We start from the raw sequence: 19032 nt of genomic DNA on the forward strand, positions 1-19032 counted from the left end.
TCAGCACGGCTGCTGATCGAGGAATGCAGGCTCGCGGGGCGGGCAGCGGCGTGCACCGCTGCCCGCCCCGCGCTCGTGCCCGAGCTCAGTCAGAGCCAGACCTCAGTCAGAGCCAGACCTCAGTCAGAGCCAGACCTCAGTCAGAGCCAGACCTCAGTCAGAGCCAGACCTCAGTCAGAGCCAGACCTCAGTCAGAGGATGCGTCGACCGCGGCACCCGCGTCGTCGAGCACGAAGGTGACCTCCATCGTCACCTGCCACGAGGTGATCGCCCCGTCCTTGATGTTGACGACGTGGTCCTTCACCCACGCCCCCTCGACGCCGCGCAGCGTCTCGCTGGCGCGCGTGATGCCCTGCTTGACCGCGTCCTCGAAGCTCACGTCCGAGCGCGAGCTGATGGTGGTGATCCGTGCGACAGATGCCATTGCCGTCCTCCTTGACCGCAGCGCGAGGGCCGTCCTCGCGCCGCCAGCCAATCGCGGATCGCCGCACGGCGGAAGTGCCGATTACGGCTCGGGCTGCTCGTCGTCGACGCCGGCGGGCAGCGCCGGCAGCGTGCCGGTCGGGTGCTGCCGGCGCGGCGTCAGCACCGAGGCGACGTCGGTCTCGGCCGAGTAGGCGAGGAACCCGAGGTGCGCCTCGTAGCGGTCGAGCACGTCGTCGACCACCTGCTGCTTCGTCAGGCCCATCAGGTCGTAGCCGCCGGATCCCGTCTGCGTGAACACCTCGAGCCGGTAGTAGACGTCGGTCTCGCGCGACATGCGGCCGCCGAACATCGGCACCGGCGCCTCGACCAGCGCCACCTGGTAGTGGAAGTCGCGGTGCTCGTCCATCGACACCCGCAGCAGCGGCTCGTCGACGCCGGTCGTCTCGCTCGCCATCGACGAGCGCTCGACCTCGTAGCCCTGCGCGCGGAACTCTGCCGCGACGTCGTCGAGCGCGACCCGCACGGTGCGGTCGAGGAACTGCGCGGCCTGCTTCTTCGAGGGGAACGCGCGCATGCGCTCGAGCCGTTGCGCGAGCGTGCGCTCGGGCGCCCTGCCGCCCGCCGGCGCCATCGAGCGGCGCCGCAGCACCAGTCCCTCGCGCTCGGCGCGCTCCATGCGCAGCGCCTTCGAGAACGAGATCATCACGAGGTAGGCGATGATCGTCACCGGCAGCGCGAAGATCAGCGTCGCGTACTCCATCGTCGTCACGCCGCCCGCGATCAGCATCGCGATGGTCAGCAGGGCCGTCAGCAGCGCCCAGTAGATGCGCAGCCACTTCGGGCCGTCCTGCGACGGGTCGGGGATGGAGGAGGAGAAGTTCGACATCACCATCGCGCCGGAGTTCGCGCTCGTCAGGTAGAACAGCAGACCTGACAGCGTCGCGAGGCCGATGAGGAACATCGCGCCCGGGAACATCTCGAGCAGCGCGTACCAGCCCTGCTCCGGGCTGTCGACGGCGAGCTGCGCGAACGCCTCGTTGCCGTTCGCGATCACCTCGAACAGCGCCGAGTTGCCGAACAGCGACACCATGAAGAAGTCGCACAGCACCGGCGCGGTGATCGCCGCGATCACGAACTCCCGCAGCGTGCGACCACGCGAGATGCGCGCGAGGAAGACGCCCACGAACGGGCCCCACGCGAGCCAGAACGCCCAGAAGAACAGCGTCCAGCCACCCATCCACTCGGCGCCGTCGGGCTCGTAGGCGAAGGTCTGCAGGGTGCGCTCGGGCAGCGTCACGATGAAGCGGCCGATGTTCTCGACCAGCGCGTTCAGCAGGAACGCCGTCTGGCCGGTGAAGAGGATGTAGAGCATCATCGCCGCGGCGCTCCACAGGTTGAGCTCCGAGATCCAGCGGATGCCCTTGTCGACGCCCGAGGTGGTGGCAGCGATCGTGAGCACCACAGCGACGATCACGAGGGCGATCTGCAGCGCCAAGCCCTGCTCGAGGCCGAAGATGAGCGAGAAGCCCACGTTGAGCAGCACGACGCCGATGCCCATCGAGGTGGCGACGCCGAACACGGTGCCGATCAGCGCGATGGCCGAGATGCCGTCGCCCAGCGGACCGCGGACGCGCTTGCCGAGCAGCGGGTAGAGGGCAGCGCGGATCGACAGCGGCATGCCCCAGCGGTAGGCGAAGTAGCCCATCGCCATGCCGAGCAGCGCGTACATCGCCCAGCCGGCGACGCCGTAGTGGAACATCGTCCAGACGACCGCCTCCTGCGCCGCGGCCATCGTCTCGCCCTCACCGGTCGGCGGGTCGAGGTACTGCACGACAGGCCCGGTGACCGAGTAGAAGAGCATGTCGATGCCGACACCGGCGGCGAAGAGCATCGCGACCCAGGTGAACAGGCCGTACTGCGGCCGCGAGTGGTCGGGCCCCAGGCGCACCTTGCCCTCCTTCGAGAGCGCCACCCAGAGAACGAAGGCGATCACGAGGGTCACGGTGAGCACGTAGTACCAGCCGAGGTTGGTCGCGATCCAGGTGACGACGGTCAGCATCACCGACTTCGCGATCTCGGGCATGAGCAGCGCCCAGACCGAGAAGGCGACGACGACCACCGATGACACGATCAGCACCGCCCACTTCACCCGCGGCTTCGGATCCTCGCTGAGCTCCGCGGGCGCCTTGCTCAGATCGCTGCGCGAGACGGGCGCGTCATCCTCGACGCGCCGCTCGGGCTTGCGCTCGGTGCCGCCGAATCGGGTGCGCTCGATCGGCGGCGGCGACGAGCGCCACTGGCCGTCGGCACCGGTCGCGGCGCCGGGCGTCGCGTCTGCGCCGGTCGCTCCGGGGATCCGATCGTCGTTCGCTGGCATGCGCACCTCTCCTCAGCGGGGCACGCCGCATCCGCCCTCGTGATCATCGCGGCGAAGCGGTGATCATGGCGTTCGGCTCGATCTGGGCTGGCCCCGGATTGCCGATCAGCGGCGCGTCGTGGCTGCCGCAGATCGTCGGCTCAGGTTCCCATGCTAGCCGGGGCGGCACCAGAGGCCTCCTTCACCGGCTCAGCGCAGCGTCGCGATGCCGCCCTCCACGGCCACGTCGAGCTCGAGCCCGTCGGCTTCGGCAGCCACAATCTCGAGGCCTTCCGGGCCGGTGCCCACCTCGATGCCGAGCGCCGTGAGCCGCGCCGACTCCGCCGCCGGATCGCGCGCCAGCCGCCGCACGGCGACGAGCTCGAGCGTGGGGATCTCGTCGAGCGCGGGATGCGCGGTGGAGCCCCAGTCGATGAGGAACGGCGGGCGCGTCTCGTCCTCCGGCAGCCCCAGCCGCCAGGCGAGCTCGCGCCCGTCGGGCGTGCTGCGCGAGAGCGGCGCGACCTCGAAGCCGAGGCCGGCCGCTCGGGCGCGGTCGACGGATGCGTCGAGGTCGTCGGGCGCGATTGCGAAGCTCGCGAGCCCGGGCGCCCGCCGCTGCGCGATGCCGAAGCGGGCGATGTCTGCGGCCGCGAAGCCGGCCTCGGCGTCGGGCCCGATCACCTCGAGGTACTGCCTGCGGCGCTCGCCGCCGACGGTGAACGCGATCAGCGCGTTGGCGGTGCCGCCCGGGTGGCGGCCGCTCGGCACGGCGCGCGCGCCGGTGCGGAGCGCGACGTCGTCGATCGCCGCCGCCAGGTCGGGGCCGGCCAGCACGACGTGGTCGAGCACGCGGGGCACGCCCATCAGGAGGCCCCGACTTCCTCGGGCTCGCCGAGCGACAGCATCAGCCGGTTCGCCCAGTTGAAGAACGCGGCACCCGCGATCTGGTCGGCGATGCCCGCATCGTCGACGCCCGCCGCGCGGAGGCGCGCGACGTGCTCGGCACCGAAGGCCGAGGGCGTCAGCGTCAGTGCGGCCGACGCATCCACGATCGCGTCCCACCGGTCGTCGACGCGCGCGTCGACCCCCTCGTCGAGCAGCCGCTGCACGTCCTCCGGCCGGCCCCCGAGCCGCGAGGCGGCCTTCGCGTGCACCGAGGCGCAGAAGACGCAGCCGTTGACGCGCGAGGTGGCCGCGGCCGAGAGCTCGCGCTCCCAGCGGGGCAGCCCGCCGGCCTCGTTGGTGAAGATGTCGAGGTCGGTGAGCGTGCGCGCCCGGAGCGCCTCGGGGTCGCGCGCCAGCAGCCGGAAGTAGGGGCTGGCCGAGCGCGACGCCTCGACGAGCGCGTGGCGCTGCACGTCGCTGAGCTCGGCCTCGGCCACGGGCGGCGCCCACGGCACCCAGCCGAGGCCGCGCTGGGTGAACCCCTCGGGGCGGCGCAGCTGCGGGTAGTCGGTGATGGTGGTCATGCGCGGGCCTCCTGCAGATCGGTGGCGGGATCGGTGGCGGGGGCGGGGGAGTCGGCGAGCACCCGCAGGCCGTGCACGAGCCGCAGCTGGAACGCGAGGAACGCGACCAGCTGGCTGAGCGACACGAGCGCGTCGGCCTCCCAGCCGGCGTCGACGAGCGCCTGCAGCGCCTCGGGGCGCGCGTCGCGCGGGTGCAGCACCAGCAAGTGCGCGTGCTCGAGCGCCGCCGCGAGCCGGGTGCCGAGCACGCTGCAGTCGATCGCCGCGACCGGCCCGGCGACGGCCTCGGCCTGCAGGCCGGGCTCGCGGTAGTCGCCGTAGGGGCCGGATGCGCGACCCGCGTCGGCCGCGTCGCGGACAGCCGCGACGACGGCCGGCTCGGTCGCGTCGGCCAGCAGCTCGAGGTAGAAGGCGCTCGGCCGGGTCGGCGCGGCCGCTCCCAGGCCGCCGCTGCCGTCGGGGTCGGAGCCGTCGCCGGCCGCGGGGTCGGAGCCGGCGGCGGGGCCGGAGCCGGAGGCGCGGTCAGGGCGGTCGGGGTCTGGGTCGTGCAGCAGCGCGACGTACGCCGCGACCGCGTAGCGGTCGGCGAGCTCGAGCTGGCCGGGCTCCGCGGGCTCGAGCAGCGCCAGGAAGCTCTGCTGCGCGTGCTCCCGCGCGTCGGGGCGGGCGTGGCGGATCGCGTCGAGCGGCGATCCGGGCGCGATGCCCGCGAGGTGGTCGATGACGTCATGCGACATGGGTGAGCTCCTTCTGGACGAGCAGATCGGCGTCGGGCCGGCCGACGCGGTAGCCGAGCGCCGGCGCGACCTCGGTCGCGAACAGCTCGAGCGAGCGGGCGGTGATGGCGGGGTCGGGATCGACGGAGTGCACCTGGATCGACACCTCGGTGGCGCCCGCCGCGACGGCGTCGGCGCCGAGCGTCTCGGCGACCTCGTCGGGCGTGCCCAGGTGGGTCTCGCTGCGCACGAGCAGCTCGTCGAGCGTCAGCGAGCCGGGCGTCACGCCGTGCAGCTGCTGGAGCTGCCGGGTGAGGCCGCCCTCGGCGTGCGCGCGCACCGCGTCGCGCTGGTCGGCGTCGACGACGACGACGCTGCGCGAGGCGAGGATGTGCGGGGCGACGCCCGCGGGCAGGGCCTCGAGGTAGGCGTCGACGAGGCGGCGCTGCACATCCCACACCCGGGGCCACACCCGGGGCGGCGCGCCCTCGGTGCCGGCGGGCGTCGGCTGCACGCGCGAGAGCATCAGCCCGTCGCCCTGCGCGCCGATGGCCCCGGCGCCCTCGGCCGAGAAGGTCGCCTGCCAGATGCGGCGGTCGAGGCCCTCGGCGCGGGGGTGCAGCTCGACATCGGCGGTGCCGGCCAGCAGCGTGCGCAGCCGCACGAGCTTCGCGTCGTAGATCGCGCGCCGGTGCTCGGGGTCCTCGCCGAACGCGCTCAGCGTGCGGGGGCTGCCGCCGGTGCCGAGGCCGAGCTCGACCCGGCCGCCCGAGATCGTGTCGAGCACCGCGGCGTCCTCGGCGGCGCGCGCGGGGTGCTCGTGCGCGAGCGTCAGGATCGCGGTGCCGAGCCCGATGCGCGAGGTGCGCGCGGCAGCCGCGGCGAGCAGCACGAACGGGGAGGGCAGGCCGCCCTCCGCGCCGTCGAGGTGGTGCTGCGCCACCCACGCGTTCGCGTAGCCGAGCCGCTCGGCCTGCGCGATCTGCTCGAGCGCGATCCGGTAGCGCTCGGCGGGCGTCGCCTCGTCGAGCAACCGGGTGAAGAATCCGATCGTGGGCGCCATCACGCCACCTCCAGGGTCTGGGTCGTGGTCCGGATCGCGGACTCGGTCGTGCCGGCGCGCGCGTCGCGCAGCCAGTCGGGGGCTGGCACCGCGTCGAGCAGCGCCCGCGTGTACTCGTGCTGCGGGTCGCGCAGCACCTGCTGCGCGGCGCCGGTCTCGACCGCGATGCCGCGTCGCAGCACGGTGACGGTGTCGGCGATGCGACGCACGACCGCGAGGTCGTGGGTGATGAAGAGATAGGTGAGGCCGAGCTCGCGCTGCAGCCGCTCGAGCAGCTCGAGGATCTGCGACTGCACCGTCACGTCGAGCGCCGAGACGGCCTCGTCGAGCACCACCACCTCGGGCTCGATGATGAGCGCGCGGGCGATGGCGACCCGCTGCCGCTGGCCGCCCGAGAGCTCGCGCGGCAGCCGCTCGGCGATCTCGGCCGGCAGCGCGACCTGCTCGAGCGCGGTCGCGACGCGCTCGGCGAGCACGCGGCGGTCGCGCACGCCGCCCTGCGCGGGTGACAGGTTCTGCAGCGGCTCGCCGATGGTCTGGCCGATCGTGCGGCGCGGGTCGAGCGACGCGAAGGGGTTCTGCGAGACGAGCTGCACGGTGCGTCGGAGCCTGCGGCTGCCGCGCTCGGCGAGCACGTCGAGGTCGCCGATCGCGATCGAGCCGGCCGTCGGGGCGTGGAAGCCCGCGAGCGCGCGGCCGATGGTCGTCTTGCCGGAGCCCGACTCGCCCACGAGCGCGTGCGTGGTGCCCCGCTCGATGACGAGACCGACGTCGTCGACGGCACGGAACGCATCCGCCCGACGACCGCGCGCGTGGCCGTACTCGTGCACGAGCCCCGCGATCGTGACCAGAGGGGCGGATGCGACCCGCGGCACCCGTGGGGAGGCGTCGGCCAGGCCTGTGAGATCGGCCAGTGCCGGGGCGTCGGCGAGCAGCGCCGCCGTGTAGTCGCTCTGCGGGTCGCGCAGCACGGCGCGCGCGTCGCCTGCCTCCTCGAGCCGCCCGGCGCGGAGCACCGCGATCGCGTCGGCCCGCTCGGCGGCGACCGCGAGGTCGTGCGTGATGAGCAGCAGGCTGGAGCCCAGCTCGCCGCGCAGCTCGTCGAGGAGGTCGAGGATGCGGCGCTGCACCGTCACGTCGAGCGCGCTCGTCGGCTCGTCGGCGACGATGAGGTCGGGCTCGAGCGCGATCGCGGCCGCGATGAGCGCGCGCTGGCGCATGCCGCCGGAGAGCTCGTGGGGGTACTGCTTCGCGCGCCGTTCGGGGTCGTCGAGCCCGACGCGGTCGAGCAGGTCGATGACGCGGCGCCGGATCGCCTCCTTCGTGCCCCAGCGGTGGATGCGCAGGGGCGCGGCGACCGAGGCGCCGATGGTCTGCACGGGGTTCAGCGAGGTGCCCGGATCCTGCGGCACGAGCCCGATGCGTGCGCCGCGCAGCTGCTGCAGGGCGCCGGCCGAGAGCCTCGTGAGGTCGACGGGGCCGCCCGCGAGCTGCAGGTGGATGCCGCCGCGCTCGACCCGGCCGCCCTCGGGCAGCAGCCCGATGATCGACTGGCCGATGGTGGTCTTGCCGGAGCCCGACTCGCCGACCAGCGCCAGCACCTCGCCGCGCTGCAGCTCGAGGCTGACGCCGTGCACGGCGGTGCGGCGCTCCCGGCGGGCGGCGTACGAGACGGCCAGGTCGTCGATCGTGAGCAGCGCGCTCATGCGGTTCCCTCTCTGACTGCTGCCGCGACGCGGTTCGCCGACAGCACGACGGCGGCCACGACGATGCCGGGCAGGGTGGTGAGCCACCAGGCGGTGGCGACGTAGTCGCGGCTCTCCGCGATCAGCAGGCCCCACTCGGGCGTGGGCGGCGGCGCGCCGTAGCCCAGGAACCCGAGCGTGGAGATCTGCAGGATGGCGCTGCCGAACTGCAGCGCGGCGAGCGCCAGCACGGCGCCCAGCGAGTTGGGCAGCACGTGCCGCCACAGCACCGCCAGGAACGAGCCGCCGGAGCCGAACGCGGCCTCGACGTAGTCGCTGCGGCGCACCCGCACCACCTGCGAGCGGGCGAGCCTGGCGAAGACCGCGATCGAGGTGACGCCGACGGCGATCGCGGCGTTCGTGACGCCGAAGCCGAGCAGCACGATCACGCTCAGCGCCAGCAGCAGGCCGGGGATCGCCAGCAGCACGTCGACGACGCGCATCAGCGCCTCCTCGACGATGCCGCCGGTCGAACCGGCCAGCACGCCGATCGCGGTGCCGACGACGAGCCCGACGAGCACGGCGATGGCCGCGCCCGAGAGCGAGTTGCCGGCGCCGAAGATGACGCGGGCGAGCAGGTCGCGACCGGTGGCGTCGGTGCCGAACGGATGCGCGGCGCTGGGCGCCTGCAGCGCCTCGGCGGCGATGCCGGCGATCGGATCCTGCGCCGTGAACAGGCCGGGCAGCACCGCCCAGGCGAGCGCGATCGCCAGCACGGCGATGGCGAGCAGCAGCGTCGCGCGGGGGCGCGGGCGGGTGCCGGCTGCCCGTCGTGGCGGCAGGGTGGCGGTGATGGCGCTCATGCGTGCACGGCCTTCCGGAGCCTCGGGTCGATCGCCGGGGCGACGAGGTCGACGAGCAGATTGATGACGACGAAGCCGATCGCCGAGATGACGACGATCGCCTGCAGCACGGGGATGTCGCGGGTCGCGACCGCCTCCTGCGTGAGCCGACCGAGGCCGGTGCGTGCGAAGACCGTCTCGGTGACGACCGCGCCGGCCACCAGCTCGCCGAAGAGCACGCCGGCGATCGTCAGCGTCGGCAGCAGGGCGTTGCGGGCCACCTCCTTCGACAGCAGCCAGCGCGGGCTGGCGCCCCGGGCCTTCGCCACCGTGATGAACGGCTCGGCGACCGTGTCGTCGATGCTGCGGATCAGCACCTGCGCCAGCGGCGCCGCGATCGGCACCGCGAGGGTCAGCACCGGCAGCACCAACGCCTCGAGCGGGTCGGCGTTGATGACCGGGATCAGCCCCAGCCGGAACGAGACGACCTGCAGCAGCACGATGCCGAGCCAGAAGACCGGCACCGAGACGAACAGCGGTGGCAGCGAGCGGAACGCCCGGCGCAGCCACTCGGCGCCCGAGAAGGTGGCGGCGACGGCGATGCCGACGGCCAGCAGCACCGCGGCCAGGAAGCCGAGCGAGGCGAGCGCCAGCGTCGACGGCAGTGCCGAGGCGATCAGCTCCTCGACCTCGGCGCCGCTCTGCAGCGAGGTGCCGAGGTCGCCGGTCAGGAAGCCGAGCGCCGACTGCCCCAGCTGCACCCAGACGGGCTGGTCGGTGCCGTACACGGTGCGCAGCTCGTCGAGCTGCGCCTCGGTCAGGCCCAGCTCCGGGCTGGCGTACCGGGCGACGATCGCGTCGCCCGGCAGCGCCTGCAGGAGGAGGAAGGCGAGCACGAAGGTGGCGACCACGACGAGCGCCGCCTATCGTCGAAGCTGTCGAAGACGTAGCCGGCGCTCTGGTAGATCGGCGTGATGCGCGCGCCGGCCTCGGCGTCGACGATGGCGCCCGCGTGGATCTGGCGCGTGGCGAATCCCCAGTCGGCGCTCATCGGGCGGCACCGGCGACGGCCGGTTGCAGGGCGGCCGCGATGCGGTCGACGGCCTCTTCGAGCACCGGCGCCGGAGTGGCGAACACGAGCCGCACGTGCTGCGCGAAGCCCGCCCCGCACAGAGCGCCGTCGGTGAGGGTGACGCCGGCGCGCTCGCGCAACAGCGTCGCAGGCGAGGTCGCGAGGCCGCGGGCATCGAGCTCGAGGTCGGCCAGGTCGAGCCAGGCGAGATAGGTGGCCTCTGGCGGCGTCCACCGCACGTCGGGCAGGCGCTCGGCGAGCAGCGCGCCGAGCAGGTCCCGGTTGCGCTGCAGATAACCGACGGCATCGCCCAGCCACGCGCGGCCATCGCGGTACGCGGCGGTCGAGGCGATGACGCCGAGCGTCGAGGCGCCGTGCGCGACGGCAAAGCCGAAGCGGCGGTAGACCGCCTCGTCGGCGTCGTTCGAGGTGATGAGCTGCGCCGCTTTCAGGCCCGGGATGTTCCAGGCCTTCGACGCGCTGGTGCCGGTGACCGCGTGCGCGGCCGCGGCGGCCGAGACGGAGGCGTAGGGCACGTGCGCGCGCCCGTCGAAGCGGATCGACGCGTGGATCTCGTCGGCGAAGACGCGGCCGCCGTGCCGCTCGACGACCTCGGCGATGCGCTCGAGCTCCTCGCGCGGCAGCACGGTGCCGGTGGGGTTGTGCGGGTTGCACAGCACGAGCGTGCCCGCACCGGCGGCGAACGCCCGGTCGATGCCGTCGAGGTCGTGCTGCCAGCGGCCGTCGACCACGACCCCTGGCACCTCGACGACCCGACGGCCGATGCGCTCGAGGTAGGTGAGGAACGGCATGTAGGCGGGGGTCGGCACGATCACGGCCGAGCCCGCTGGCGAGAACTCCTCGACCGCGACGCCGAGCGCCGCCATCACGTCGGAGACGGCGTGCACCCGCTCGGGGTCGACCAGCCAGCCGTGCTCGGCGGCCTGCCATGCGGCGGTCGCCTCGCTGAGCTCGCCGGCGGTGGCGGGGGAGAGATAGCCGAGCACGTCGTCGTCGACCGCGCGCCGCAGCGCGTCGCGCACCGCCGGTGCGGTGCCGAAGTCCATCTCGGCGACCCAGGCGCCGATGGTGCCCGGGTGCAGGCTCCACTTGCGGCTCGACGGCCGCTCCAGGTCGACCCGCCGGATCCCGTCCCACGCGTGCTCCACGCGACACTGCGCCGCCATCCCTGCCCCCTCGTCGCTGCTCTCTGCAGCCAGACTCGCACCGGGCCCGGGTCGCCGGCGAAGGCGTCGGTAACGCGGCGCAACACGGCGCAGCACGGCGAGGCGAGCGAGCGCTCTGGGGCTGGATGCGGGGCGTCAGTCGTGCGCGGCGGCGCCGTTGCGGCGCACGAACCAGGCGAGCGACCATAGGCCCACGACCACCGCGGCGCACACCACCGACGCCCAGATGCCCGCGCTCGACGACAGCACGACCTCGAAGATGAAGCTGGTCACGCCGACGACGAGCACCGACACGACGGCGAGCGTGGCCATCAGCAGCACGTTCGCGAGCTGCACGATCTCGGTCTTCAGGCTCTTCTGGAAGTGGATGCGGTGCACCACCACCGGCGTCATCCCGAGCAGGGTCGCGAGCGCCGCGATGCCGACGAGCACCAGGTAGTGCACCACCTCGTCCTGGTCGAGCTCGGTGAAGCGCGACTGGAAGGCGACGGCGAGCAGGAAGCCCGAGATCAGCTGCGTGCCGGTGAGGACGACCCGCAGCTCCTGCAGGATGTCGGCGAAGTTGCGATCCGCTCGCTGCTCAGGCGTCTCGTCGCGCCCACGCTCCGCTCTGTCCACGGCAGGATCATGCCACGGACTGCTCGACGCGGCCTGAGCGATCGCGCTCGGCGCTCAATGGTTGCGCAGGCGGTCGATCAGCTCGGACTTCTTGAGGTCGGAGTAGCCCTCGAGGCCGAGCTCCTTCGCGCGGTCCTTGAGCTCGTCGACCGTGCGATCCTCGTAGGACTCCGCCTCGCCGCCGCGCTCGCCCACCTCGGAGCGCCCGTCGCGGGCCGCGGCGTTCGAGATCCTGGCCGCCTTCTCCTTCGAGCTGCCCTCGTCGCGGAGCTTCTCGTAGAGCTGCTCGTCCTTCAGGTGCGGATCAGGCATGGCACCCTCCTCTCGTCTCGGCCTGTACCCCGAACCTACTCGGGCGTGCCGTCGCGTCAAGGGGCGGGGCAGCGCCAGCAGCGCGATGCCGACCGCGACGACGGCGAGCCCGATCCAGCCGACCGCGCTGGGCCGCTCGCCCACGACCAGCACGGCCAGCACCGTCGCGACCACCGGCTCGGCGAGCGCGATCGTGGTGGCGCTCGACGACGGCAGCACGCGCAGGGCATAGCCGAACAGCAGGTAGGCGAGGGCCATGGGCACCAGGCCCAGGTAGCCGATCGTCAGGATGCCGGCCGGGGAGAGCAGCGGGCCGAGGCCGCCGGCGGCCGTTTCCGTCGTGCCCCGGTCGATCGTGCCCAGCCCGATCGCGACGAGCCAACCGAGGCAGGCGGTGCCGCCGACGAGGAAGAGCGCGCCCATGGCGCCGGTCGCCGGCGCGCCGCGGCCGATGAGCCGCGCGCCGGCGAACGAGTAGAGGGCGTAGCCCAGACCGGCCACGAGCGCGAGTGCGACGCCCGCGGGCGCGGCGGACGCATCCGCCGTCGTGCCGGTCGCGCCGTGCCCGCCGACCGTCAGCAACGCGATGCCCACGACCGCGACCCCGGTGGCGATCGCCCATCGGGCGTCGGGCCGGCGGCGATCGATCGCCCCCTCGAGCAGCGCGGCGAAGATCGGGCCGGAGCCGAGCGCCACGATGTTGCCGACCGCAACGCCCGCGAGCGTCATCGACGGGTAGTAGGCCGCGGGGTAGAGCACGACGCCGACAGCGCCGGCGAGCACCCAGCCGAGGTCGGCGCGGGTGCGCAGCACCGCCAGCACACGGCGCAGCGAGAGGGCTGCGAGCACGCCGCCGCCGATCGCGAAGGTGGCCAGGCCGATCGCGAGCGCCGACGAGCCCTCCGGCGCGAAGTGGGCGACCGTGCCGGTCGTGCCCCACAGCACCGCTGCCAGCAGCACCGCCATCGCGTGCGATCCGCGGGGCGGGGTGGGGACCGGCATGGGTCGATCCTAGGGAGCGCGGGGCCGGTCGCGGTCCAGCCGCGCGTGCCGGCCCAGCCGCGCCTGCCAGCCCAGCCGCGCGTGCCGGTCCAGCCGCGCGTGCCGGTCCAGCCGCGCGTGCCGGTCCAGCCGCGCGTGCCGGTCCAGCCGCGCGTGCCCGTCCAGCCGCGCGTGCCAGCATGGAGGGCATGCGACAGCGCGTCTCCGATCTCCTCGCCGGAGCCGGCATCTTCCTGCGCGGCTTCGGCACCTGGGCGAAGGATCCCGGTCTCATGGCGCTGGGGGCCGTGCCCGCCCTGATCGTCGGCTCGATCATGCTGGCANCGTCCAGCCGCGCGTGCCAGCATGGAGGGCATGCGACAGCGCGTCTCCGATCTCCTCGCCGGAGCCGGCATCTTCCTGCGCGGCTTCGGCACCTGGGCGAAGGATCCCGGTCTCATGGCGCTGGGGGCCGTGCCCGCCCTGATCGTCGGCTCGATCATGCTGGCAGCGGTCGTGCTGCTGGGCTTCCAGGTGGGCGGCTGGGCCGAGGCGCTCACGCCCTTCGCCGACGGCTGGGACGAGCAGTGGTCGGGCCTGCTGCGACTGGCCCTGGGGCTCGGGATGCTGGTGGGCGTCGTGGTGCTCTGCGTGCTCACCTTCGCCGCCGTCACCCTCGCCGTCGGCGACCCGTTCTACGAGCGCATCTCGCGCGCCGTCGACCGACGCCTGGGCACCGCCGGCGAGCCGGTCGACCTGGGGCTGTGGGCATCGATCCGCAAGGGCGTGCGCGACACGGCCGTGCTGGTCGGCATGGCCATCGGCACGGCCGCCGTCGTCTTCGTCGTGGGGCTCATCCCGCTCGTGGGCACGGTGCTGGGCCTCACGCTCGGCGCGATCCTCGGCGGCCAGGCGCTGGCGCGCGAGCTCACCGGCTACGCCGGCGACGCCCGCGGCATGACGCTCGTCGAGCGGCGCGCGCTGCTGCGCACCAACACCTGGCGCTCGATGGGCTTCGGCGTCGTCGCCTACCTGCTGCTGCTGATCCCCGGCGTCGCGGTGATCGCCACGCCCGTCGCGATCGTCGGCGCCACGCTGCTGGTGCGCGACCTGCGCGGCGAGCCGACCCACGCCGCCGACACCGCCGACGCCGCCGACCCCGCCGATCCGAGCGCCGCGCCGGCGCAGCCCTGAGGCCCTGTCGCTCTCTAGACTCTGGACGTGCATGCACCCCGCCGCCCCCTGATCGTCGCCGCTCCCGACTCGTTCAAGGGCAGCTGCTCCGCGGCGGCAGCGGCCCGAGCGATGCTGCTCGGCGCCAGGAGCGTCTTCGGCGACGACGCCGACTACCTCGCCCTGCCGCTCGCCGACGGCGGGGAGGGCACGCTCGACGCGATGCTCGAGGCGTGGGGCCAGCAGTCGCGCGGCGTGCGCGCCGCCGACGCGCTCGGGCGCCCCCGTGACGCCCGATACGGGATGAGCGCCGACGGCGCGACCGCGATCATCGAGGCCGCCGAGGCCAACGGCCTGCCGTGGATCGCCGATCGCCCGCTGCAGCCGCTCGACGCCGACACCGCGGGCGTCGGCACCATCGCGCTCGCAGCCCTCGACGGCGGCGGCCGTGAGCTGCTGCTCTGCATCGGCGGGTCGGCGACCAGCGACGGCGGCGTCGGCCTCCTGACGGCGCTGGGCGCGCGGTTCCTCGACGAGCGCGGCCAGCAGGTGCGGCCGGGAGCGCGCGGGCTCGCCGACATCCGCAGCGTCGACGCCGCAGGGCTCGACCGCAGGGCGATCGCGGCGGGATGGCGGATCGCCGTCGACGTCGACAACCCGCTCTGCGGGCCCCGTGGCGCGGCCGCGGTGTTCGGTCCCCAGAAGGGCGCCGGCCCCGACGACATCGCCGCGATCGATGCGGGGCTCGCGCACCTGGCGCGAGTGCTCGCCGCCACCACCGGCGCCGAGCTCGAGGACTACCTCGATCGGCCCGGCCTCGGCGCGGCCGGCGGGATGGCGCTCGCCGCCGTCGCGCTGCTGGGCGCCGAGACCGTCGCTGGCTCGGACCTCGTCGCCGAGGCGATCGGGGTGCGCGCAGCGATGCGCGGGGCCTCGCTCGTGCTCACGGGGGAGGGGCGCTTCGACAGCCAGTCGCTCGGCGGCAAGGTCGTCGACCTCGTGCGCCGCGAGGTGCCGCACGGCACGCCCATCGTCGTCATCGCCGGCAGCGTGCGGCTCACGGCGGCCGAGACGCGCGCAGCCGGCGTGACCGCCGCGTTCTCGATCGCCGACGGGCCGGCGACGCTCGACGAGCTCGTGTCGCGCGCCGAGGAGTGCGTCGCCGAGACCGCGGCGCACGCGTGCGCCCTGATCGCCGCCGCGCTGCCGGGGCGCGAGCGCGCCTGACCCGGCCGCGCCGACCCCCGCGCTGACCCGACGCTCGCGGCGTCCCGTTCGAGCGCGCGGCGCGCGGCGCACCCGCACGCCCGGTGGGGTCGCCGTAGGCTGGGGGCTGCTAGCCACCTCGAGAGGTTCCATGCCCACTCCAGCTTCCGTGCGCCGCGCCACCCCCGAAGAGATCGCCGACTGGGATGCGCGCATCGAGTCGAACCCCGACGGCGGCCACATGGTGCAGTCGAGCGCGTTCGCCGAGACGAAGCGCATCGACGGGCTGACGCCCGTGCACCTCGTGATCGACGCCCCGACGCCCTCGGGCGCGACCGAGCGCATCCACGCCCTCGTCCTCGAGGGCAGGGTCTCGCTCGGCCGCTACTGGTACCTGCCGATGGGCCCCACCGCCACCGACATGGCGCCGGTGGTCGAGGCGCTGCGGGCCTTCGCGAGCGCGGAGTCCGGGCTGCTGGTGGTCAAGATCGAGCCGCACCTCGAGCGCTCCGAGGAGCGCATCGCCGAGCTCGTCGCCCTCGGACTCGAGCAGAGCCGCGACATGCAGGTGATGACGCACACGGTCGTGCTCGACCTCGCCCAGGGCGAGGAGGAGCTCTTCGCCTCGTTCTCGCAGATGATCCGTCGGCAGGTGCGCGGCGCCGTCAAGAAGGGCTACCGCGTCGAGCGGCCAGAGCCGACGCAGGAGACCTTCGACCGCATGCACGCGATGATGCTCACCGTCGCCGGCGGCAAGGGCATGGCCGGCATGCGCGAGCGCGCCTACTACGACCGCTTCTGGAGCGAGTTCACGAAGGCCGGCACCGGCCGCGTCTACTTCGGCTACGACGACGACAGCGGCGAGCCGCAGGCGGGCATCTTCGTCACCACCGCCGGGCGCACCGCGCTCTACAAGGACGGCGGCTCGCGCCCCGACCGCAAGATCAACGGCGGCTCCGCGCTGCTGCTCTGGACGGCCATGCAGGACTGCATCGCCGACGGCAGGCTCGCCTTCGACCTCGCCGGCACACCGCCGGCCGACCGCGCCGACGACGAGACGCATCCGTTCTACGGCCTTGCCCAGTTCAAGCTGCGCTTCGGGCCCATCACGAGCTTCCTGCCCTCCTTCGACCTCGTGCTGCACCCGCTGCGGCACCGCCTGTGGGAGCAGGTCGTGCGGCGCGTCGAATGGCGCATCACGAAGGGGCCGGACACCCTGCGATGACCGAGATGCGACTGCGACGGGCCACCGATGCCGAGCTCCGCGACTGGGACGCCCTGGTGCTGCAGAACCCCGACGGCGGGCAGTTCACCCAGACGCTCGCGTTCGCCGAGCTGAAGCGGTGGGACGGCTTCGCCACCCACCACCTCGTCTACGAGGCCGAGCAGCCCGTCTACGCGCTCGCGCTCGAGCGCAACGGCTGGGTCGGCCGCTTCTGGTACTTCCCGTGCGCCCCGTTCCACCCCGACATGGGCGCCGTCGTCGCCGCCACGCGTGCGTTCGTCGCGCGCGAGGAGCCACGCCTCATCTCGGTGAAGGTCGAGCCGCGGCTGCCGCGCACCCCCGAGACGATGACGATGCTGGCGGATGCCGGGCTCACCCAGGCAGAGGACGTGCAGCTGCACACGCACACCGTCGTCATCGACCTGGAGCGCACCGAGGAGGAGATCCTCGCCTCGTTCTCGAAGACCGCGCGGAAGCTCATCCGCCGTGCGGAGCGCGACGGCTTCACGATCGAGCGGGTCGAGGGCGACGAGGCGCTGTTCGACCTCGCCTGGCAGCGGATGCAGACGATCCGCGGCGGCCAGGGGCTCGAGGGCATGCGCGACGAGCAGTACTACAAGACGATCTGGCGGGCGTTCACGAAGCGCGGCCAGGCCGACTGGTGGCTCGGGCACGACGGCGGCGACGGGCCGCAGACGGTGACCTTCACCATTCCGTTCGGCTGCACCGTGATCGACAAGGACGAGGGCTCGCGCCCGGAGCGCCTGATCGAGGGCGGCGCGCACCTGGGCCGCTGGACGCGCGCGAAGCACTACCGCGAGCGGGGCTTCACCGGCATGGACATGATGGGCGCCCCGCCCACCTGGGCGAAGGACGACCCCGACCACTGGATGGCGGGACTGGCGCGCTTCAAGCAGCAGTTCGGCGAGATCGTCGACTTCGCGCCGAGCCACGACATCCTGCTCCGCCCCGGCGCCCAGCAGGTGTGGCGGAAGTACGTGCGGCCGGTCGAGTGGCGCGTCAAGAAGCGGTACACGGGCCTGTGGTGATGGCCTGCGGTGATCTGGGCTCGGTGATCGGCACGTGGTGAAGGAGACGACGGCGATGAGCTGGACGGTGCGCGACGCGACGAGCGCCGAGATCGGCGACTGGGATGCGCTGGTGCGCACGAACCCCGACGGCGGGCAGTGGACGCAGTCGAGCGCCTACGCCGCGGTCAAGCGCACCGAGCGGCTGCACCCGCGGCACCTGGTGCTCTCGTCGACCGACGGCGCCGCGGTCTACGCGCTCGCGCTCGAGCACCGCTCGCTCGCGGGCCGGTTCTGGTACTTCGCCAGCGGCCCCGGCGCCGCGCTGGCCGACTTCCCGCAGCTCGCCGCCGCGCTCCGCGCCGCGACGACCGGTGCCGCCAAGGGCGTGTACGCCGTCAAGGTCGAGCCGTTCGAGATCGACACGCCCGAGCACCGCGCCGTGCTCGCCGACGCCGGCTTCCGCGCCGCCAACCCGGTGCAGCAGAACACCTACACGGTGCTCGTCGACCTGACGCGCCCGGTCGACGAGATCTTCGCCGGCTTCAAGAAGAGCCTGCGCAACCACATCCGCTACGCGGAGCGCAACGGCTACCGGGTCGAGAAGGTCGAGCCCGGCGAGGCCACCTACCGCACGATGTACGAGCTCATGCAGACCGTCTCGGGCGGCAAGGGCGTCGAGGGCATGAAGCCCTACGAGTACTACCGCACGCTCTGGGGCGCCGCCATGGCGCAGGGGAGCGGCCACTTCTGGTTCGGGTACGACGGTGCGCACGACGGCCCCCAGGCATCCGCCTTCATGCTCCGCTTCGGGCGCTACGCCCTCGCGAAGGACGGCGGCTCGGTGCCCGACCGGGCGATCCGCGGCGGCGCGCACCTGATCCGCTGGACGGCGATGCAGTGGTTCAAGGAGCAGGGCGCCGAGGTCTACGACGCCTACGCGACACCGCCGTCGTGGCAGGCCGACGACACCTCGCACCGACTGCACGGCCCCGGGGTCTTCAAGCGGGTGTTCGGCCCGATCGTCGACCACCTGCCGACCCACGACCTCGTGCTCGACGCCGCCCGCTACCGCCTCTTCCTGCGGCTGCTGCTGCCGATCGAGCGGCGCGTGCGGCGGCGGCCGTTCGGCATCTGGTAGCGGCTGGGGTCAGCGCAGCGGTCGTCAGTGCACCGGGCGTCAGCGCACTGGCCGTCAGCGCACCGGGCGACCGCAGAGCTCGTCGAGCGTCGTGCCGAGCAGCTCGGCGGCGCGGCGGTACTGCCGCAGCATGCGCTCGCGCGTCTCGGCATCGGGCATCGCGTCGAGCCGCCACTGCTGGGCGTTGTCGCGCAGGTCGGCGCGCTTGACGGCCGCCGCGAGCGGCAGCCGGCGGATGCGCGCGATGGCCTGCTCGAGCGGCTCGTCGTGCCGCACGGTGAGCGCGTCGACCGCTTCGATGATGGCATCGGGGAAGTGCTCGCCGAGCAGCCCGTGGGCCGTCATCGAGCCCCACTCGATCACGTCGTGCAGCATCGCCACGGTTCGGGCCTCGTCGCCCTCGACGTCGAGCATGACCCGGATGGCGTGGGCCACGTAGGGCTCGCCCTGACGGTCGGTGCGGCCCGCGTACGCGCGCGCAGCCACCGTGATCGCGTGCGTCAGCTCGCCGGTCGTCATGCCGTGAGCG

General features: G+C 73.5%; 18 protein-coding genes and 1 pseudogene. 5 read left to right on the forward strand and 14 right to left on the reverse strand.

Annotated elements, in window-relative coordinates:
* Positions 1-187 precede the first annotated feature (187 nt).
* The 13 genes and pseudogenes from Q9250_RS11080 to Q9250_RS11140 form a co-directional block, all read right to left on the reverse strand.
* Complete coding sequence (locus tag Q9250_RS11080; RefSeq protein ID WP_306231938.1) at positions 188-424, reverse strand: dodecin family protein; 237 nt, start codon at positions 422-424, stop codon at positions 188-190.
* 81 nt (positions 425-505) lie between these two features.
* Positions 506-2803: a choline BCCT transporter BetT gene (gene betT, locus Q9250_RS11085; protein WP_306231939.1), complete on the reverse strand. Its 2298-nt coding sequence runs from the start codon at positions 2801-2803 to the stop codon at positions 506-508.
* 189 nt (positions 2804-2992) lie between these two features.
* Positions 2993-3649, reverse strand: a complete 657-nt coding sequence (locus Q9250_RS11090) for a VOC family protein (RefSeq protein WP_306231940.1) — start codon at positions 3647-3649, stop codon at positions 2993-2995.
* The gene (locus tag Q9250_RS11095) at positions 3649-4254 is read right to left on the reverse strand and encodes an alkylhydroperoxidase domain protein (protein WP_306231941.1); all 606 of its coding nucleotides are present in this window, start codon (positions 4252-4254) and stop codon (positions 3649-3651) included. The genes Q9250_RS11090 and Q9250_RS11095 overlap by 1 nt, the downstream gene beginning before the upstream one ends.
* Positions 4251-4991 (reverse strand): CMD domain protein, encoded by a 741-nt coding sequence (locus tag Q9250_RS11100; protein WP_306231942.1) that lies wholly within the window; start codon positions 4989-4991, stop codon positions 4251-4253. The genes Q9250_RS11095 and Q9250_RS11100 overlap by 4 nt, the downstream gene beginning before the upstream one ends.
* Complete coding sequence (locus Q9250_RS11105) at positions 4981-6033, reverse strand: LLM class flavin-dependent oxidoreductase (protein ID WP_306231943.1); 1053 nt, start codon at positions 6031-6033, stop codon at positions 4981-4983. Before Q9250_RS11105 ends, Q9250_RS11100 begins: the two co-directional genes overlap by 11 nt.
* The gene (locus tag Q9250_RS11110) at positions 6033-7739 is read right to left on the reverse strand and encodes a dipeptide ABC transporter ATP-binding protein (RefSeq protein ID WP_306231944.1); all 1707 of its coding nucleotides are present in this window, start codon (positions 7737-7739) and stop codon (positions 6033-6035) included. The genes Q9250_RS11105 and Q9250_RS11110 overlap by 1 nt, the downstream gene beginning before the upstream one ends.
* Positions 7736-8581 (reverse strand): ABC transporter permease, encoded by an 846-nt coding sequence (locus Q9250_RS11115; protein ID WP_306231945.1) that lies wholly within the window; start codon positions 8579-8581, stop codon positions 7736-7738. The genes Q9250_RS11110 and Q9250_RS11115 overlap by 4 nt, the downstream gene beginning before the upstream one ends.
* Positions 8578-9471: an ABC transporter permease gene (locus tag Q9250_RS11120; RefSeq protein ID WP_306231946.1), complete on the reverse strand. Its 894-nt coding sequence runs from the start codon at positions 9469-9471 to the stop codon at positions 8578-8580. Before Q9250_RS11120 ends, Q9250_RS11115 begins: the two co-directional genes overlap by 4 nt.
* A gap of 136 nt (positions 9472-9607) precedes the next feature.
* Positions 9608-10801, reverse strand: coding sequence for a MalY/PatB family protein (locus Q9250_RS11125; RefSeq protein ID WP_306231947.1), 1194 nt, complete (start codon positions 10799-10801; stop codon positions 9608-9610).
* Positions 10802-10954: 153 nt separating this feature from the next.
* Positions 10955-11437: a DUF6328 family protein gene (locus Q9250_RS11130; RefSeq protein ID WP_306231948.1), complete on the reverse strand. Its 483-nt coding sequence runs from the start codon at positions 11435-11437 to the stop codon at positions 10955-10957.
* Positions 11438-11491: 54 nt separating this feature from the next.
* A complete protein-coding gene (locus Q9250_RS11135) occupies positions 11492-11749 on the reverse strand; it encodes a DUF7218 family protein (RefSeq protein WP_306233987.1) in 258 nt (85 codons plus the stop codon).
* Positions 11750-11833: 84 nt separating this feature from the next.
* Positions 11834-12751 (reverse strand): annotated as a pseudogene (locus Q9250_RS11140) (DMT family transporter); the annotation flags it as partial.
* A gap of 354 nt (positions 12752-13105) precedes the next feature.
* Between Q9250_RS11140 and Q9250_RS11145 the strand changes: the two are divergent.
* From Q9250_RS11145 to Q9250_RS11165, 5 genes are all read left to right on the forward strand, one after another.
* Complete coding sequence (locus Q9250_RS11145; RefSeq protein ID WP_306231949.1) at positions 13106-13924, forward strand: EI24 domain-containing protein; 819 nt, start codon at positions 13106-13108, stop codon at positions 13922-13924.
* A gap of 27 nt (positions 13925-13951) precedes the next feature.
* Positions 13952-15130, forward strand: a complete 1179-nt coding sequence (locus Q9250_RS11150) for a glycerate kinase (protein ID WP_306231950.1) — start codon at positions 13952-13954, stop codon at positions 15128-15130.
* 130 nt (positions 15131-15260) lie between these two features.
* Complete coding sequence (locus Q9250_RS11155; protein WP_306231951.1) at positions 15261-16334, forward strand: lipid II:glycine glycyltransferase FemX; 1074 nt, start codon at positions 15261-15263, stop codon at positions 16332-16334.
* Positions 16331-17383: a lipid II:glycine glycyltransferase FemX gene (locus tag Q9250_RS11160; RefSeq protein WP_306231952.1), complete on the forward strand. Its 1053-nt coding sequence runs from the start codon at positions 16331-16333 to the stop codon at positions 17381-17383. Before Q9250_RS11155 ends, Q9250_RS11160 begins: the two co-directional genes overlap by 4 nt.
* Positions 17384-17438: 55 nt before the next feature.
* A complete protein-coding gene (locus tag Q9250_RS11165; protein WP_306231953.1) occupies positions 17439-18503 on the forward strand; it encodes a lipid II:glycine glycyltransferase FemX in 1065 nt (354 codons plus the stop codon).
* Positions 18504-18557: 54 nt separating this feature from the next.
* On the opposite strand, the gene Q9250_RS11170 is transcribed toward Q9250_RS11165, so the two are convergent.
* Positions 18558-19022 carry a phosphohydrolase gene (locus Q9250_RS11170; RefSeq protein ID WP_306231954.1) on the reverse strand — a complete coding sequence of 155 codons (465 nt, stop codon included), beginning with the start codon at positions 19020-19022 and terminating at the stop codon, positions 18558-18560.
* Positions 19023-19032: the final 10 nt, after the last annotated feature.

This window comes from Agrococcus beijingensis (assembly GCF_030758955.1).
In the GTDB taxonomy this organism is placed as follows: Bacteria; Actinomycetota; Actinomycetes; order Actinomycetales; family Microbacteriaceae; genus Agrococcus; species Agrococcus beijingensis.

What these genes read in the sequence shown, in the direction of transcription:
- Q9250_RS11105 (WP_306231943.1), bottom strand. Translation starts at nt 6,033, where the DNA reads ATGGCGCCCACGATCGGATTCTTCACCCGGTTGCTCGACGAGGCGACG.
- Q9250_RS11135 (WP_306233987.1), bottom strand. Translation starts at nt 11,749, where the DNA reads ATGCCTGATCCGCACCTGAAGGACGAGCAGCTCTACGAGAAGCTCCGC.
- Q9250_RS11145 (WP_306231949.1), top strand. Translation starts at nt 13,106, where the DNA reads ATGCGACAGCGCGTCTCCGATCTCCTCGCCGGAGCCGGCATCTTCCTG.
- Q9250_RS11100 (WP_306231942.1), bottom strand. Translation starts at nt 4,991, where the DNA reads ATGTCGCATGACGTCATCGACCACCTCGCGGGCATCGCGCCCGGATCG.
- Q9250_RS11155 (WP_306231951.1), top strand. Translation starts at nt 15,261, where the DNA reads ATGCCCACTCCAGCTTCCGTGCGCCGCGCCACCCCCGAAGAGATCGCC.
- Q9250_RS11160 (WP_306231952.1), top strand. Translation starts at nt 16,331, where the DNA reads ATGACCGAGATGCGACTGCGACGGGCCACCGATGCCGAGCTCCGCGAC.
- Q9250_RS11110 (WP_306231944.1), bottom strand. Translation starts at nt 7,739, where the DNA reads ATGAGCGCGCTGCTCACGATCGACGACCTGGCCGTCTCGTACGCCGCC.
- Q9250_RS11165 (WP_306231953.1), top strand. Translation starts at nt 17,439, where the DNA reads ATGAGCTGGACGGTGCGCGACGCGACGAGCGCCGAGATCGGCGACTGG.
- Q9250_RS11090 (WP_306231940.1), bottom strand. Translation starts at nt 3,649, where the DNA reads ATGGGCGTGCCCCGCGTGCTCGACCACGTCGTGCTGGCCGGCCCCGAC.
- Q9250_RS11115 (WP_306231945.1), bottom strand. Translation starts at nt 8,581, where the DNA reads ATGAGCGCCATCACCGCCACCCTGCCGCCACGACGGGCAGCCGGCACC.
- betT (WP_306231939.1), bottom strand. Translation starts at nt 2,803, where the DNA reads ATGCCAGCGAACGACGATCGGATCCCCGGAGCGACCGGCGCAGACGCG.
- Q9250_RS11170 (WP_306231954.1), bottom strand. Translation starts at nt 19,022, where the DNA reads ATGACGACCGGCGAGCTGACGCACGCGATCACGGTGGCTGCGCGCGCG.
- Q9250_RS11080 (WP_306231938.1), bottom strand. Translation starts at nt 424, where the DNA reads ATGGCATCTGTCGCACGGATCACCACCATCAGCTCGCGCTCGGACGTG.
- Q9250_RS11095 (WP_306231941.1), bottom strand. Translation starts at nt 4,254, where the DNA reads ATGACCACCATCACCGACTACCCGCAGCTGCGCCGCCCCGAGGGGTTC.